We start from the raw sequence: 16,951 nt of genomic DNA, 5'->3' as shown, positions 1-16,951 counted from the left end.
CGGGGCGGCGCCACTCCACGATGCGCGCAGCCTCGCCCTGGGCGGGCACCCCCTCTTCGATCTGTATGAAAGCTGCGATCTGCACATGAGTACGACCGATTCACCTCACGCGTCCGGCGGCCGACCGGCCTCGGCCGTCGTTCTGGGAAGCGACACGCTGACCACGGATGCCGCCGCGACCGCGGCCAGAAACATCGAGAACCTCGACGTGTCCATCGACACCGAGGCCGCAGCCCGTATGGACGCGTCGGTGAAGCTGCGCGACACGCTCATCGCCACCCACCAGCCGATCTACGGAGTCACGACGGGCTTCGGTGACAGCGCGCGGTTCCACCTCAGTGCCGAGAAGGCAGTGCAGCTCCAGCGCAACCTCATCACCTACCACCTGAACGGCACAGGCCCCGCGGCCTCGCCCGAGGTCGCGCGCGCCACCATGCTGGTACGCGCCAACTGCCTCGCGCGCGGCTATTCCGGCATCCGCCGGTCCGTGGTGCAACTGCTGATCGACTGCCTGCTGCACGACATCACCCCCCTGATCCCGGAGCGCGGCTCGGTGGGTGCGAGCGGAGACCTCGTACCCCTGTGCTACCTCGCGGACATGCTTACGGGATCAGGGGACGTTCTCGTACGGGGACGGAGGACGAGCGCGGGCGAGGCCTTGTCCTCGGCCGGGCTCAAGCCGGTCGTCCTCGAGGCCAAGGAAGGCCTCGCACTGATCAACGGCACCTCGTTCATGTCGGGCTTCGCCGTTCTCGCCACCGAGGATTCCGCCCACCTGGCGATGGCCGCAGACCTCGGCACGGCTCTGACCACGGAGGCGCTGCTCGGCAACCGGGGCCATTTCCACCCGGCGATCCACAGCCAGAAGCCGCATCCCGGCCAGCTGCGCTCCGCAGCACGGATACACACGCTGCTGGCCGGCTCCGGGCTGTCCGGGGACGAGACAGCGGCTTCGCGACCCGATCCCGCGACACACGCCGAGGGAGTCATCGCGCTGGGCCGCGCCGTGCAGGACCCCTATTCGGTCCGGTGCGCGCCGCATGTGACCGGCGTCCTTCTCGACACGCTGAGCTGGGTGCACCAGTGGCTCGACACCGAGATCAACTCGACGAACGACAACCCGGTGTTCGACCCCGAGACCGGAAGCGTCCACAACGGCGGTAATTTCTACGGCGGTCACGTGGGTCTCGCGATGGACTCCTTGAAGCTGGCGGTGGCCAGTGTCGGTGATCTGCTGGACCGTCAGCTCGCGCTGCTCGTGGACACCCGGTTCAATCACGGCCTGACGCCCAATCTGGCACCCCGGTGGGACGAGGACACGACGTCGGCCGGCCTCAACCACGGGTTCAAGGGCATGCAGATCGCGGCTTCCGCCCTCACGGCTGAGGCTCTCAAGCTCACCGGTCCCGCGACGGCGCACTCACGCTCGACCGAGGCGCACAACCAGGACAAGGTCAGCATGGGCACCATAGCGGCCCGGGACGCGCGAACGGTGGTGGAGCTGGTCTCCGAGGTGGCCGCGATCCATCTCCTGGCCGCCTGCCAAGCGGTCGACCTGCGGGACTCGGCCGGCCTCGCCGAGGGCACACGGGCCGGCTACGAACTCATCCGTGAGCACGTCCCTTTCGTCGACCGCGATCGCAGGATGGACACGGACGTGGCCACCATCGCCGGACTCATCCGGTCGGGTGCGCTCACGGAGGCCCTCCGCCCTCACGTGGTGGCCTGATCCCCCGCATCGTCGCAGCCGGGTCACCCCGCCCCCATGCCGCCGGCCCCGCCTCGACCGGTCCCACGACCGCGCTACAGGAAGGGGGCGGCGGCATGAGTGGGGCCGCCTCGGGCGAGAATTCCGCAGCGGCCCGCGCGGCGTTCCACCGGCGGCACGGCAGGCCGAGCTCCGACCGTACGGTCTTTCCCACGGGCACCCGGCCGTGCACCGACCACCGGTCAGCCAGCGCCTCAACGAGCAACAGCCCCCGGCCCGTGTCATCGGCGGACGGGCACCGGCCTGGGCTGCCCGGTTCGGGCGGTCGCCGTTCGCCACACACGTCGGACACCTCGATCCGCAGGACCGCCCCGGGTGCGCGGGTCAGCACCAGCTCGAAGTCCCGCCCCGGCGCCCGCCCGTGGGTCACGGCGTTGGCCGCCAGTTCAGCGACGACCTGGGCTGCCGCGTCGGACAGCTCGCTGCCGAGCGCGACGCCCCACCGTTCGAGCTGGAGCACGGCCAGACGCCGGGCGAGCCTGGCGCCTCGCGGGGTGGAGCTGAAACGCTGGGCGAAGGTTCGCGCATCGCTGGGCGTCCGAGACGGCCGTGCCCTGAGCCGACCGTGCCCGGAGTCGGCCGTGCCCCGAGCCAGCCGGCAGACCGTTCCCCCGGTCCCGGCATCACGGGCCGGGACCGGGGCACCCCCGTCGGTGCGGTCCTCCAGTCGCCCGGGTCAGCCGGGTCACCGGTGTCGGCCCGGGCCGTCCAGCGCCGGTCCCGGTCGACGGATGTCAGCCCGCGAAGCAGAGCGGCTGGCCCGATCCGACCGCGAAGCAGGTGACCTGGCGGGAGGCCGTCCCCGTCCTGCCGCCCTTGTCGGTGACGGTCAGCTGGGCGGTGTAGGTCCGCTGGGCCGCGGGGTACCGGTGGGTCGCGGTGCGTCCGTTCGCGGTGGTGTTGTCGCCGAACTTCCAGGCGTAGGAGGCGATGTCGTCGTCCGGGTCGGTGGAGGCGGAGGCGTCGAAGGTGCAGTCCGCGTACCAGCAGGACAGGGTGAACGAGGCGGTGGGCACCTGGCCTGACGGGGGTTCGGTGGTCCCCGCCGTGACCTGCTTGGTCAGGGTGCCCGTCTCACCGCTGTCGTCGGTGACGGTGAGACGGACGCCGTAGGTGCCGGCCTTCGCGTACGTGTGTGAGGGCTTGGCGCCCTCCCCCGTGGTTCCGTCGCCGAAGTCCCATGCGTAGGAGCTGATGGAGCCGTCCGGATCGAAGGAGCCCGAGCCGTCGAAGGCGCAGGCGGGGCCGGTGGCGGAGCACTGGGCCGTGAAGGCGGCCACGGGTTCGCCCGGCTCGGTGGGGGTTCCGCCCAGGTCGCTCACGTCGAGGAGCTTGTTGGGGGACGACGTGCCCGGGTTGGTGACGACCCCGGAGAGGGAGTTGTTCACCAGAGCGTCCCGCACCTGCTGCGGGGTGGCTCCGGTGTGCGCCGACAGGTAGATCGCGGCCGCGCCCGCAGCGTGCGGGGTGGCCATGGACGTGCCGCTCATGGTCTGCGTGCCGCCGCCCATCCTGGTGGAGACGATCGAGCCTCCGGGTGCGAACAGGTCCAGGCAGCGGCCGTAGTTGGAGAAGCTGGAGCGGGCGTCGTTGCTGTCGGTGGAACCGAGCGTGATGGCGGCCGGCAGGCGGGCGGGACTGGTGCCGCAGGCGTCCTTGCTGTCGTTGCCGGCTGCCACCGCGACCGGCACCCCGGCGTTGATGGCGCCCTGGACCGCGTCGTCCATCGCCTGGTCGCTGCCGCCGCCGAGCGACATGTTGGCGATCGCCGGCTTCTTGGCGTTCCTGGCCACCCAGTCCATGCCGGCGACGATCTGCGAGGTGGAGCCCGAGCCCTGGCAGTTGAGGACGCGCACGCCGACGAGCTTCACCTTCTTGGCCACGCCGTAGTCCTTGCTGCCCACCGTGCCCGCCACATGCGTGCCATGCCCATGACAGTCGCTGGCATCGCTGTCGTTGTCGATGAAGTCGTAACCGGACGAGGCCCGGCCCTCGAAATCGGCGTGCTGGCCGTACAGCCCGGTGTCCACGATGTACGCCGTGACGCCCTCACCCGCGTTCGGGTAGGCGTACGAGGAGTCCTTGGCACCGTCGACGCGGTCCAGGCCCCAGGACGGCGGGGCGGGCTGGGTGCCCGTGGCCCGGACCACCGCGTCGGCCTGGACGTATCGCACCCCCGCCGACGCCGCGAGTTCCCGGGCCTGCGTCGCCGTGGCCTCCAGGGCGAAGCCCCGGAAGGCGGTCGAGTAGACCGTGCGCAGCGTGCCGCCGTGCTCGGCCACGAGTTGCCGCGCGGTGGTGGCGGCGGCGATCCCGGGGGCGCCGTCCAGGGCCACGACGTACCTGCCGGGTATGGCGTCGGCGCTGTCCGCGCCCAGGACCCGGCCATGGGCCGAGGGCGAGGGCGCGGTGGCGGCCTGCGCGGGGACGTTCCCGGCGAGACCGAGCACCGCCGCGACGGCGGCGCCGGTACACAACGCGCCTGCGCGGCGCGGTCTGCTGCCTGTGAGCATGGTGTCGTCTCTCCCTTGACTCCGGTGAGGGGATCGTGGCCGGCGGCGCGCCGGGTGGGCGCGCCGCCGTCACGGGGTGGGGCCCCGCCGCCGCGGCCGGATTCCCGCTTCGGGGTGGTGGAGTCCGGTGCGGCGGCGGTGCCACTCTCGCCGGGCGCGGGGATGCGGAACAATCCGTACCGCGGTCCGTAGGGCTACGTAAGAAATGCGGCCCGCGCCGCCGGAATCATGCGGGGGTTCAGACCGGTCCCGCCCGCTCGACCTCGGCGCGGGTGGCGACGTCCAGCTTCCGCAGCACCTTCGCGACGTGCTGTTCCACCGTCCGGGGCGACAGGAACAGCAGCTCGGCGATCTGCCGGTTGGTGTGCCCGGTGGCGACCAGGCGGGCGACGTCGCGTTCGCGTGGGGAGAGCTCGTTGCCGTAGCCCCTGCGCCCTCGGGGCGACCCGCCGGTCCGCGCGACTCCGCTCCCCCTCAGCGCGCTACGGCAGCGGGCGGCGTCGCGGGTCGCCCCCAGCGCCTCGAACCGGGCGGCCACCGCAGCGAGTTGTTCCACGTCGGACGCCGCCGCCTCCGCGCACAGGGCCGCCGGATAGGGGGCCGGAAGCGCCGCGAACAGCACGGCGGCCTCGGCGTGCGCTCCCCGGCAGGCCGCGAGCGCCGCCCGGGCGGCGGGCGCGTCCCGGTCACCGAGTCCCGCCTCGAACTCCGCCACCAGCTCCCCGGCCGCCACGGCGCGCCCCGCCCTGGCGTACGCCGCCACCGCGGCCGGGACGAGTTCGGCCGCCCAGCCCCAGACGCCCTTGCGCCGCACCCGGCCGAGCGCCCGGTCCGCCTCGGCGCAGGCCTCCGGCACCTCGCCGCGCTCCAGCAGGACGCGGACGGCCGCCGCCGACGCGACGGCGAGCGCGGGGGCGGGGGCGTTGGACGGATCGCCGAGCGCGGCGGCTTCGAGGTGCCCCAGTGCCTGCCCCCACTCCCCTCGCGTCTCGGCGAGCAGCCCGACCACGAGGTGGGCGTCGGACTCGATGCCGGAGAGGCCGGGGGCGTCGGCGAGCACGCCGCGGGCGGCCTCGGCGAGCCCCTGCCAGCGGCCCCGCGTCCACGCCATGCGCAGCGCGGTTCCCTCGATGATGCCGCGCATGAACGGCGCGCCCGCGGCCTCCGCCAGCCGCATCCCCTCGGCCGAGAACCGTCCGGCGTCGGCGTCGCGCCCCACCCACGCGCAGACGTCGGTCAGGTTGGCGCACATCCGGGCCAGCTGCACCTGCTCGGCGCGCTCCGCCGGCTCCCCGAGCAGGGCCAGCGCCTCGGCGCACGCCTCGTCGCCGCGGCCGAGACCGACCCGCAGCGCCAGGTGGTTGCCGCGTACGGCGATGCGCAGGGCGCGGTCACCGTGCCGGGCGGCCAGTTCCTCCGCGCGCTCGGCCCAGCGCACGTACACCGACTCGTGGTGCTCGCCCCATACGGGCATGGCGAGCCCCGCCATGCCGCGGGCCGCGAGTTCGGGCTGGTCGTGGAGCTCGTCGACGGCGGCCTCGGTGTCGAGCCGGCCCTGTTCGTGCCGGCCGGCCTGGTTGTTGAGCAGCAGCCCCAGGTTGAGCCGGATCTCCCCGCGTACGGCGTCGGGCAGGTCCACGGACGGGGCGGACGAGACGATACGGCGCAGCAGCCGGCTGGAGCGCCGGTACGCGAGGCCCACCAGTGCGGCGCGGCTGAGCCGCACGGCCATCCGCGCACGGTCGGCCTCCGGCAGCCCGGGATCGTCGAGCAACTGCTCGTAGAGTTCGACGGCGAGTGCGGTGTCACCGAGCTCGCGGGCGGACTGGGCGGCCTGCTCGGCATACCCGCGCCAGATGTCGAGGTCACCCGACTCCTTCGCGTGATAGGAGAGTTGAACGAGAGGCGGGTTGTCCTGCGCGGCGAGGACGGTGACCACCCGGCGGTGCAGCCGGCGCCGGTCGAGGCGCAGGAGCCCCTCGTACACCGCCTGTTGGGCCAGTCCATGGCGGAATCCGTACCGGTCGTCCCCGATGTCGTGCAGCACGCCGGCGAGCAGTGCCTCCCGGAGCGCGTCCGCCGCCGCGTCGCCCTTCTGGCCGGCCACCGCTCCGATCAGCTCCTCGGTCGCGGGCACGCGCAGCACGGCGGCGGCGTGCACCGACGCCGCCGCGGGCGCCGACAGGCCGGCCAGCCGTTCGGTCATCGCCTCCTGGAGGAGGGCGGGAACCGCGCCGCCGGATCCGTCCAGCTCGGCGGGGTCCTCCAGGACGAACTCCAGCACGAACGGTATTCCGGCGGTCCGGCCGTGGAGCCGCTCCGCCACGGCCGTCGGCACGTCGCCGCCCGTCAGCGCTGCGGCCAGGGTGCGCACCCCGGTGACGTCAAGCGGGACGAGCGGGATCAGCACCGATGTGACGCCGGGCGGGTGCCGGTAGGCGCGGCCGAGCGGCAGCGACCCGCCCGGAAGGTCCTCGCGCCGGTAACTGAGCACGGTGGACAGCCCCGGTGGCGGGTCGTCGACGAGGAAGCGCAGCAGGTCCCTCGTCCCGTCGTCGGCCCAGTGGAGATCCTCGACGACGAGGACGACCGGGGCTGTCGCGGCCAGCAGGGCGCGCACCGCGCGGAAGAGCCGGTGGGCCGCGGCCGCCGGATCGGCCAGTGGGTCGGGCGCGGGCGGCAGCCGGCCGGCGAGTTCCGGCATGTAGGGGCGCAGCGCCCCGCACACCGGGTTCAGTCCGGCCGGCACCGCGCCTTCGAGGGTCCTGAGCACGTCGAAGACGGGGCCGTACGGGAAGGGTTCGCGCAGCGGTGGGCATGCTCCGGCGAGAAGTGTCACCCCCGCTCCCCGCCCGGGGCCGAGCACGGGGTGGCCGACGGCTTCGCGGATCAGGCGGGACTTGCCCACCCCGCCTCGCCCTCGACGAGGGCGACCGAGGGAGGGTGGGCGACCGCGTCGAGCAGGGCGTGCAGCTCTCCGGTCCGCCCGACCAGGACCATCGTGACTCCCAGGTGTACCGGAGCTGAAGGTGGAGGGCGAAAGTACCTCCGGCCGTGCCGGGCGTCCAGCGGCACTTCGCCCGCCGCCCGGTCTCAGACTCCGGCCAGCAGCGCCTCCAGCGCGGCCGCGGCCTCCGGGTGGCGGCCGACGATCGCCGCTCCGCCCGGAGCCTCGGCCTCCGCCCCCGCCTCCCAGGTGCCCTCGCAGCCCAGCAGCAGCGCCAGGCCGTCGCAGGTCTCGGGGTACACGGACAGCAGCACCGCGCGGCGTGCGGTGCCGCCGCCGTCCGTGGCGGGGACGGCCGGTGACTCCACGGCGGCCTTCCACGGCGGGACCCAGCTGTCCAGAACCGGCAGCCGGCCCGGGAAGACGCGTCCCGCCTCGCGGATCAGCAGCGGAGCCAGGTCGGCGCCCTCGGACCGCAGCGTGGTGATCAGCATCGGCAGCCAGGGCAGCAGCACCGGGTCAGGCAGCCGCGCGAAGGCGTTCGACACCGCTTCCACGACGAAGTCGGCCAGCTGCGGGACCGGTTCCAGGGCATGGAGGAGACCGCTGAGGTAGCGCGGGTAGGCGGGCACCACCAGAGGGTCGTCCAGCAGCGCGTCGCACCGCTCCCGCAGATCGGTGCGGGAGAGCTGCCCGAGCTGCACCTGGGCCGCCCACAGCAGAGCCGTCCTCGACGGTTCCCGCGGGTGGGACTGCGCGAAGGCCAGGTCGAGCTGCGTGCGGTCGCAGCCGAGCGACAGGGCGAGGCTCTCCATGCTGAACAGGAAGCCCAGCATCGCCGCGACCTGGCGCACGGTCGCGTCCTCGTCGGTGAACGCCGTCGGCAGGAGCGTGCAGTAGTGGGCGTAGCCCGTCTTCGCGAAGGACTCGATCCAGGACGGCAGCACGGGGCGGCTGATCCGGTAGTACGCCAGCAGCCTGCGCACCCGGCGCAGCACCTCCGGCGCCCCGTCGACGCTGCGCTCGGTGGCCAGCACCTCCAGCGCCCGGGTGCCCAGCTCGTCGGCCAGGCGGTCGCCGCCGAGGTACAGCACCGCGTCCTCGACGGCCTCCAGGACCGCCGCGGTGGTGACGTCCGGGGCGTACGCCACGCGGCGCAGGCGCTGTTCGAGGACCTGCTCGATGCTCACGCCCTCGTAGCCGAGCTCGATCAGGGCCCGCTGGTGGGTGCCGAGGGCGAGGTCCCAGGACTCCTGCACCGACCGTTTGCCGAGCTCCCGCTCCCCCATGATCGGCCGTGCGGCGCCGTGCGGCATGAGGCGGCGCAGCATCCACAGCACGTCGGAGCACGGCCGCAGCTCCGGCCGGGACGTCATGTCGAGCAACGCCCGCTGCACGCCGCGCTGCTGGAGCTTCATGTCCAGCGGGGCGAGTCTGTCGTGCACGTCCCGCGCCAGCGGCGGCAGCGCCTCGTAACCGACCTGGCCGACGCGGTCGCCGCCCATCAGGATCTCGACGAGGCGGCGCACGTCTCGCCGGCCGGGCACGGTGTCCTTCTCGATGCAGGTGACCGCGGCGTCCTGGAAGTCGTACGGGGTGGGCCTCGCCCGGTCCCGCATGCCGGCCAGCAGGATCGACGTCTCGAACACCGAGATGGCGTCGGCGGTGGACGCGAGATAGCCGTTGCGGCGGGCCGAGCGCACGATCTCCACGGACCAGCCGAGGAGTTCGGCCTCGTCCAGCCGGTCGAGGGCGGGCGGGCTCTGCAGGAAGCCGGACAGCTTGTCGGAGGGCTGCTCCGGGGCCGCGGGGACGGCCGGTGCCGCCGCCTTCCTCGGCTTCCCGCCGGCCTGCCCGGCGAGCCGGAACGGCTGCACCCGGGTCCGCTTGAGGTTCTTCGCCCACTGGGTGGCGGCGATCGAGACCGAGCCCGCCGCGAGGCCGAACTGCGCCTCGATGGCGGCGTGGCTGGACGGGATCAGGCCGTGCCTCCAGGTGCTCCCGCCCGGAGGGGTGATCTCGAAGGTGTCGCTGCCGTGCACGCCGAACTCCGCCACCCGGCTGGACGCGTGGAACGCGCCGCAGACGTAGAGGCAGTCCTCGGGGTCGGTGCCGGTCGCGGCGAGGTGTTCGCGCATCCGGGTCCACATGTACCGCTCGCGGTCCTCGTCGACGCGGACCCGCCCCGGGTCGCCCGGGGCCAGACGCCGGAACAGGCTGCCGATCAGGAGCATCACCTGCCGGTAGGTGTCGTGGTCGCTGTCGCCGAGCGGCAGCTCGACGTACTGGTGCCACCACTCCGACCAGTGCCGCACCCTGCCGTGGTGCAGCAGGTGTTCCTCCAGTTCGGCGAAGCGCGGGCGGAGGTCGCCGATCTCCACGCCGACGGCGTCGCCATGGAGCGCCGCCTCCTCCTCGGTGGGCCGGTCGCCGGGTCCTGCGGGCTCCTGCACGCCGGCCTGCCACTGGAACACGTGGTCGGAGGACCGGTCGACGAGGACCAGCTCGACGCCCGGGGTGTCCAGCGCGTAGGCGATGGCCTGGTACTCGGCCGACGCCTCCGTGATCGGGGCGACGACCGAGAGCGGCGCCCACTCCGCGGGGAATCCCCGGACGTCGCTCGCGAAGGCCTGGACGGCCACGGGGAGGCGGCAGTTGCGCAGCTCGGACAGGAGCGGCGCCATGTCCTCGCACAGCTCCAGGTAGACCACCTTCGGCTGCTTCTCCCGCAGCCGGCGCGCCATGGCGACGGCCGAGGCGGGCGAGTGGTGGCAGACGGGGAAGATCTCCAGCGGCTCGTGGACGGCCCGCTCGACGTCGTCGACGATGCCGAGGAGGATGCCCTGCAGCGCGTCCGGCCCGTCGGCGAACTCCGTCGCCGCGTGCTGGAGCTGCCCGCGCAGGGCCTCGAAGGGCGTCTGCCGGCCGTCGGGGACGTCCGCGCTCAGGACTGGTTTCACAGGGCCGCCGGGGGTCGCAGGGCTCACGGGACTCTCAGGGTTGGCGGGACCGTCGGGGCTCCCGGGGCCGGCCGGGCTCACGACAGGGTGGCGATCGCGTCGCGGCCGCCCTCGAGGAACTCCGGCCAGGAGCCCCCCTCCTCCTTGCTGCGCGGCTCGACGACGCCGTGCAGGTACTTGTTGAGGATGGCCAGGTCCTCGGGTTCGCGGCGCGCCAGCGATCCGACGAGCGAGGACGCGAGGGTGCGGGCCGTCAGGGCCCGCTCCCCGAAGAAGTTGCTGTGCAGGATCGCGTCCTCCAGCACACCGATCTGCTCGGCGCTGGACAGGGCCGACTCCAGCTTCTCGTCGTCGCTGCCCGCGGCCGCCGAGGAGGCCCGCAGGTCGGCGAAGCTCTGCAGGAGTACGTCGAGGAGGGTGGGCGGCACGTCGAGGTCGATCTGGTGGCGGCGCAGCAGTTCCTCGGTGCGGAAGCGGACGATCTCCGCCTCGCTCTTCTTGTTGGTCACCACCGGGATGCGGACGAAGTTGAAGCGGCGCTTGAGGGCGGAGGACAGGTCGTTGACCCCGCGGTCGCGGCTGTTGGCGGTGGCGATGACGGAGAAGCCCGGCTTGGCGAAGACGATGTTGTCGCTGTCCATCTCCGGCACCGAGATGTACTTCTCGGACAGGATGGAGATCAGGGCGTCCTGTACGTCGCTGGTGGAGCGGGTGAGCTCCTCGAAGCGGCCGATCGTGCCGGTCTCCATCGCGGTCATGATCGGCGAGGGGATCATCGACTCACGCGACTGGCCCTTGGAGATGACCATCGAGACGTTCCAGGAGTACTTGATGTGGTCCTCGGTGGTGCCGGCCGTCCCCTGCACCACGCGTGTCGAGTTGCGGGAGATGGCCGCCGACAGCAGCTCGGCCAGCCAGCTCTTGCCCGTCCCCGGGTCGCCGATCAGGAGCAGTCCGCGGTCGGAGGCCAGCGTGACGATGGACCGCTCGACGAAGCTGCGGTCGCCGTACCACTTCTGGGGGATCTCGCGGTCGAGGCCGTCCGCGCGCTCGGAGCCCAGGATGAAGAGGCGGACCATCTTGGGTGACAGGCGCCACGAGAAGGGCTTGGGCGCGTCGTCGACCGACTCCAGCCAGTCGAGCTCCTCGGCGTACTTGATCTCGGCGGGGGCGCGCAACAGGTCGGACATGGGTGTGCCTTTCGAAGGATGCGGGTGGGGTGTGTGCGGCTCGCACGGAGCCGGCCGCTCTTCGGTCCGGGACGACGGCCGCGGACCGGAGCGGGCTAGGTGAGGAAGGTCTTGAGCTCGTGGACGAGCTTGCGGATGTGGCCGGACAGCACCGGAGTGCCCTGGTCCTTGAAGCGCTCCCGGAACCAGGGGTTCACGCTGGCGCGCCCGGAGCTCGTCACCGAACCGACGGGGATGAACTTGGCCCCGGAGCGGTGGATCGCGGCCATGCTCTCGAACAGGGGCTCGCTCCGCCATTCGTAGAAGTCCGATATCCAGACCACGACGGTGTTGCGGGGCTCGGCGATCTTCGGCTGGGCGAGGGCCATGGCGACGGTGCCGTCGGTTCCGCCGCCGAGGTTGGTGCGCAGCAGCGTCTCGAACGGGTCGTGCACCCATGGGGTGAGATCGAGCGCCTGCGTGTCGTACGCGATGAGGTGCACGTCCACCTTGGGCAGCCCGGCGAAGATCGAGGCCAGGATGGTGCAGTTGACCATCGAGTCCACCATCGAGCCCGACTGGTCGACCACCACGATCAGCCGCTGGGGCGTCGTCTTCCGCGCGGTGTGCCGGTAGAAGAGGCGGTCCACGTAGAGCCGCTCCTCCTCGGGGCTCCAGTTGGTGAGGTTCTTCCAGATCGTCCGGTCGAGGTCCAGGTTGCGGAACACCCGCTTGGGCGGGACCGACCGGTCCAGGGCGCCGACCGTGGACTTCTCCACCTGGGTGCGGAGCACTTCGGCGACCTCGTCGACGAACCGGCGGATGAGGGCCTTGGCGTTGGCCAGCGCGACGCCGGAGAGGTTGTCCTTGTCGCGCAGCAGCTGCTCGATCAGCGACATGCTCGGCGTCAGCTGCGCGGCGAGCCCGGGGTCGGCGAGGACCTCGCGCAGCCGCATCCGCTTGACGAGGCCGGCCTCGATGGAGCCGAGCTCGGGTCCGATCTCCGGGATGAGCCGGCTGAGGTCGGGTGTCCTGCCGCCGCCTCCCGTGCCGGTCGGGCCGGCGCCCCTGCCCCCGCGACGGCCGCCGCGCAGTTGCCCGGGCTCGCAGCCGAGGGCGCGCTCCAGCCAGTCCGCGTCGGACTGCCAGCGCGACAGCTGACCGGCGGTGACGGTGCCGGGCGGGGAGTGGAAGACGTTGAGCAGCACCTTGGACACGAGTGCCGCGCGCCGCACCTCGGCGGCCCGGTCGCGGCCGTCGTCGGCGTCCTGCGCGCGGGGTCCGTCCTCCGCGGCCTCCGGGACCATCAGGCCGTCGAACTCGGCTGCCAGCTCCGGATGGCGCTGCACGACCGAGTCGACGGAGGCCTGCGGGTCCAGTAGCGCGCCGGGCAGTCCGATGTCCTCGACGACGGCGAGGCTCGCCGCTTCCAGGGACGCCTGCTCCTCGTGGTCGAAGAGCCGGGCGAGGAGGCGCCAGTACATGACCTGGCGCCGGTTGTCGTACGAGGTCGTGGCGGGTGCCCCGGGGATCTCCTGCTCCGTCATTTCCGCAGCAGCCTTCCCGCTCGCTCGGTCAGCACCTTCGCGGCGTCGGTCGCGGCCTTCTCCGCCCTGACCCCTGCCTTGTCGGCCGTGCCGCCCGCCCAGGCCCCCGCGTGGACCGCGGTCACCTTCTTGCGCACGGTGGTCTCGACGGCGAGCGGCTGCACACCGAACTCCCCCGCGTCCCAGCGGATCAGTCCGATGCACGCACCCGACTTGGCCACGGCCTCCGGGGTGAGCGGGCCGGCGGCAGGCACCCGGTCGGTGTCGACGGCGAGTTCGAGCCCGGCGACGGTGAAGGTCACCGCGCCGTCGTCGTCCGTCCGCGCGGTGTAGCCCTCCAGGAAGACGGGTACGGCGATGCGCGCCGGGTGCCGGTCCAGGGGCGCGGTCGCTTGGGCGGCCGCCGTGGGCAGCGAGACCCTGGCGGTGGCGAACGCCTCGGCGGGCTCACCCGGCCGGGCGTGCTCGTCGCTCCAGACGAGGTCGCCCTCGGCGGTGACCGGCATTCCGGTGAGGATCATGGAACGGCCCTCACCGGCGGCGGTCAGCAGGGACATGTGCGGACGCAGCAGTTGCCAGATGCCCGCCCCGACGACCGTGTCGGGCTTGGGCACCGAGACACTGGCGCGGACCAGGCGGGGCGTGGAGCCGTCGGCCGGCTCGAACACGGCGTGCACCTGCGCCTGGGCGGCGGTCGCGTGCTCGTGCACGTCGATGCCGAGCGGCAGGAGGCGTCCGTCGGCGGTCCCGACGACGGGCGCGGCGCCGGCGCCGGGCACGGTCAGGAGCATCCCGCGCGACCACAGGTCGGCCCAGCGGCGCTCGGGGTAGGTCTCCATCGACGCGCCGGGGCAGGAGGCGGCGAGTTCGGCGGCGAATCCGTCGAGGAGGGTGGCGAGCCGGCGCATCGCCGGGTCCGGGAGCATCGCGGAGACGACCTCCGCGACGCCGGAGACGACCTCGTGGTCGAGGCCCTGCCATCCGCAGCGCGCCAGGTCGGCCAGCCAGGCGCGGGCGGCGGTCAGCAGGTTCGCCGCCGGCTGCGCACCGGCCGCGGGGCCGGGGGCGTCCTCGCGGGCCCGTCCCACGGCCTCCTCGGCGCGGGCCAGCAGGGCGTCGTGGACCGAGCCGAGCAGCGCGGTGCGGGCAGCGGCCAGCGCGACGAAGTGGTCCTCACCGGCGGCTCCGGCCGCGGCCTTCTCCGCCGCCTCGGCGACCCGGCCGGCCAGCGGCGTCCCCGAGACGGCGTGGGCGAGCCGGGTGGCTCCGGCGGTCTCGGCGGGCTGCGGCCGGATCAGTCCGGCGACGAGCGCGCGGTCGAAGGCGTCGACGGCGGCCATCGCCTCGTCCAGTCCCTCCACGGGCTCGGTGAGCAGATCGGCGCGCATCACGCCGCCGCCCGGGTCGGCGGGAAGAACTGCATCTCGGGCAACGGCACGGTGGCCGGGGCGTGTTCCAGGTAGGTGAGGTGGCGGAGGAAGCGGCTGAAGACCGAGGCGGCGGCCTTGGTGGCGTCCATCGGCGGGCGGGCGCTCCTCATGGCCGAGACGAGCACGGGCCCGTCGACGTCCCCGTCGGGGACCTCTGCCTTGAGGTACCGCACCACGCGCGCGGCGCCGTACTGCAGGACGGCCTCGTTGACCAAGGCCACGATGTGGTTGCAGAACGAGCCGCGCGCGCCGCCGCACGGCCGGTTGTTGTTGGTGCTGCAGGCGAAGGCGTAGGTCCCGGCCGCGACCGAGGACACGTAGACCCGTCCGATGTCCGAGCCGCTGGACACGACGCCCTGCAGTCGTCCGTCGGCCAGTTCGGCGAACGGAACCTTGGCGAGCTTACGGGGCCGCGCGGGCGGTATGACCCGCGCCGTGCTCGACCTCTCCCAATCCGACAACGCGCCATCTCCAATGCACAGCTGAGGGGTTGTCCACGCCGGACCGGCGGAACACGAATGAACCTACCGGCGCGCACTGACAACGCCGTGGCCACGGCCGATGGACCGCTCCTCAGCCACCGCCGTCCGCTGCGGTGAGCCCCGTGACGCGCATGGTGATGTTCAGCCGCCCCGACCTCAGCCCGGTCGCGGGGTCGCCTGTGCCCTCGATGACCTTGGGGACCCCGTGGTAGGCGAAGCGTGACGGGCCGCCGAGGACGAACAGGTCGCCCGAGGCGAGTTCGATGTCGGTGTACGGCCTGGTGCGGGTCTCGGTGTTGCCGACGCGGAAGACGCAGGAGTCGCCGATGGACAGGGAGACGACCGGGGCCGGGACGCGCTCGTCCTTGTCCTGGTGCATGCCCATCCTGGCCTGGCCGTCGTAGAAGTTGATCAGTGCGGTGTCCGGGGTGTATCCGTCCGCCTGCGCCCGGTCGCCGTACGCCTCCAGGAGGGCGCGCCGGCCCAGCCGGACCATCCAGTCGGGGAAGTCCGCGACCCGCCGGCCGTTCACGTCGTCCGCGGTACGGGAGTAGGCGTACGGGCGCCAGTGCCAGCCCACGCACACGGTCTGCACGGACATGACGCCGCCGCGCGGGAGTCGCGTGCGGCGGATGGGCACGGGCCCGGTGGCCCAGGCACGGCAGGCCGTCACGAGGTCGCGCTGCTCGGCGTCGGTGAGCCAGCCGGGGACGTGCACCGCGCCCGGTGCGACCTCCATGGGCGGGCGGGGGATCAGCGCGCTCATGAAACCGGCGTCGGCGCCTCGTACGAGGTCACCCAGCGGTGGCGGACGTCCCAGGTGCCCCCCGCCGCCGTGGCGCCGCGCAGGCCGTGCACGGTGTCGGGGCCCGCGAGGACCGGGAGGCGGGAGTCCTGGAGGGAGGCGAAGGCGAAGGTGCGGGCCGGGTCCCAGGCGGTGGACCGGCGCAGCCTCACGGCCAGCCTGGCGAATCCGGGCAGCGCGGCGGCGACCACCCACGCGTCGGGCGGACCGGCGGTCAGTCTCGTTGCGGGCCGCAGCCAGGAGGCCGCCGTCTCCGGCCAGTCCACGACGGCGAGGACCGTGCCGCCCCGCGCACGCCAGGCCTCGGTGAACGCGTCGGCGGCGGCACGGGAGGCGGTGTCCCGGCTGCGGCCCACGGCGACGGCCCCGGAGCGGGCCTCCGTTCTGCTCCACACCATGCCGATCAGAGCCGCGAGTTCGGCCTCGGTGTGCGGTCCGGGAATCTCCGGGACATCGGTGCCGGCCGCCGGGCCGGCCACACCGGGCGGAGGGGATGGGTGGATGGTGCTCACGTGTGGGGCCTCCTGTGTCCGTTCCGATGCCCTGGCCGCGCCCGTCCCGGGTGACCCGTTCCGCGCCCCCGGTCCCGGCGGTGCGGCGGCGGTCAGGCGTCCTTGTGCCGCAGCTCCAGGTCCAGGAGCCGCCTCTTGCGGTCGAGACCGCCCGAGTAGCCGGTCAGGGCTCCGCTCGCGCCGATCACGCGGTGGCACGGACGCACGACCAGGAGCGGATTGGCGCCGATCGCGGTCCCGACCGAGCGCACGGCGGCACGTGAGGCCCCGATGCGCGCGGCGATCTCGCCGTAACTGAGCGTGGTGCCGTACGGGATGTCCTCCAGTGCGGCCCAGACGCGCCGCTGGAAGTCCGTGCCGCGGCCGGTGGTGTACTCGATGCCGAAGCCGGTCCGCCGGCCCTCGAAGTAGGCGCGCAGCTCCGCGGTGATCGCGGTGAACGCGTCCGCGTCCTCCTCCCAGCCGTCCTGGACCGTCGCTCCGCCCTTCTGGCCGGGGACGGAGAGCGAGGCGAGGGCCGTACCGCCGGGGGCGGTGGCCGACCGCCGTCCCACGAGGAGCAGCTCGCCGAGCGGGCTGTCGACTGTCGTGTAGAGGGTCATCTTCGGGGTCCTCCCGGTCCTTCCGGACGCGTCGGTCATGGTCTTCTGCCGGGCCGGACCGGTCATGGCCACCGGGCCGGCGCCGTCGGGCCCGGTAGCCCGGCCGCTCGCCGCCCGGTATTCGCTGTCGTGCGTCGTCACACCTCAAGAGTGCGGCATCCCGCGCCGCAGGGCTGGCGGAAATCGGACATCACGCTGCCGGGACCGGGTGGACGG

Annotated in this window: 11 protein-coding genes and 1 pseudogene; 1 reads left to right on the top strand and 11 read right to left on the bottom strand. The window is 73.3% G+C overall.

The features are described from left to right. Positions 1-85: 85 nt before the first annotated feature. Entirely contained in the window at positions 86-1,729 is a 1,644-nt protein-coding gene (locus tag OHT61_RS25255) for an HAL/PAL/TAL family ammonia-lyase (RefSeq protein WP_329041371.1), read from the top strand. Positions 1,730-1,886: 157 nt separating this feature from the next. Here the strand turns inward: OHT61_RS25255 and OHT61_RS25250 are convergent. From OHT61_RS25250 to OHT61_RS25200, 11 genes and pseudogenes are all read right to left on the bottom strand, one after another. Then, positions 1,887-2,363 (bottom strand): annotated as a pseudogene (locus tag OHT61_RS25250) (ATP-binding protein); the annotation flags it as partial. A gap of 139 nt (positions 2,364-2,502) precedes the next feature. Further along, positions 2,503-4,245 carry a S8 family serine peptidase gene (locus tag OHT61_RS25245; RefSeq protein WP_329041370.1) on the bottom strand — a complete coding sequence of 581 codons (1,743 nt, stop codon included), beginning with the start codon at positions 4,243-4,245 and terminating at the stop codon, positions 2,503-2,505. A 274-nt stretch (positions 4,246-4,519) separates the two neighbouring features. Further along, positions 4,520-7,189, bottom strand: coding sequence for a LuxR C-terminal-related transcriptional regulator (locus OHT61_RS25240; protein WP_329041368.1), 2,670 nt, complete (start codon positions 7,187-7,189; stop codon positions 4,520-4,522). Between the two features lie 185 nt (positions 7,190-7,374). Beyond that, entirely contained in the window at positions 7,375-10,188 is a 2,814-nt protein-coding gene (locus OHT61_RS25235) for a hypothetical protein (RefSeq protein ID WP_443049528.1), read from the bottom strand. A gap of 77 nt (positions 10,189-10,265) precedes the next feature. Then, positions 10,266-11,378 (bottom strand): ATP-binding protein, encoded by a 1,113-nt coding sequence (locus OHT61_RS25230; RefSeq protein ID WP_329041367.1) that lies wholly within the window; start codon positions 11,376-11,378, stop codon positions 10,266-10,268. Between the two features lie 95 nt (positions 11,379-11,473). Continuing rightward, on the bottom strand, positions 11,474-12,904 hold the full coding sequence (locus OHT61_RS25225; protein WP_329041366.1) for a vWA domain-containing protein: 1,431 nt from the start codon (positions 12,902-12,904) through the stop codon (positions 11,474-11,476). After that, positions 12,901-14,292 carry a hypothetical protein gene (locus OHT61_RS25220; RefSeq protein WP_329041365.1) on the bottom strand — a complete coding sequence of 464 codons (1,392 nt, stop codon included), beginning with the start codon at positions 14,290-14,292 and terminating at the stop codon, positions 12,901-12,903. The genes OHT61_RS25225 and OHT61_RS25220 overlap by 4 nt, the downstream gene beginning before the upstream one ends. Then, positions 14,292-14,795 (bottom strand): hypothetical protein, encoded by a 504-nt coding sequence (locus OHT61_RS25215; protein ID WP_329041363.1) that lies wholly within the window; start codon positions 14,793-14,795, stop codon positions 14,292-14,294. Before OHT61_RS25215 ends, OHT61_RS25220 begins: the two co-directional genes overlap by 1 nt. A gap of 112 nt (positions 14,796-14,907) precedes the next feature. After that, positions 14,908-15,582 (bottom strand): alpha-ketoglutarate-dependent dioxygenase AlkB family protein, encoded by a 675-nt coding sequence (locus tag OHT61_RS25210; RefSeq protein WP_329041362.1) that lies wholly within the window; start codon positions 15,580-15,582, stop codon positions 14,908-14,910. Beyond that, entirely contained in the window at positions 15,579-16,133 is a 555-nt protein-coding gene (locus OHT61_RS25205; RefSeq protein WP_329041361.1) for a hypothetical protein, read from the bottom strand. Before OHT61_RS25205 ends, OHT61_RS25210 begins: the two co-directional genes overlap by 4 nt. Positions 16,134-16,225: 92 nt before the next feature. Beyond that, entirely contained in the window at positions 16,226-16,735 is a 510-nt protein-coding gene (locus tag OHT61_RS25200; RefSeq protein WP_329043386.1) for a methylated-DNA--[protein]-cysteine S-methyltransferase, read from the bottom strand. Positions 16,736-16,951: the final 216 nt, after the last annotated feature.

The sequence above is a fragment of the Streptomyces sp. NBC_00178 genome, from assembly GCF_036206005.1.
GTDB lineage: Bacteria > Actinomycetota > Actinomycetes > Streptomycetales > Streptomycetaceae > Streptomyces.
Note: the sequence above shows the minus strand (reverse complement) of the source record. Positions and strands in the feature narration are given on the sequence as shown.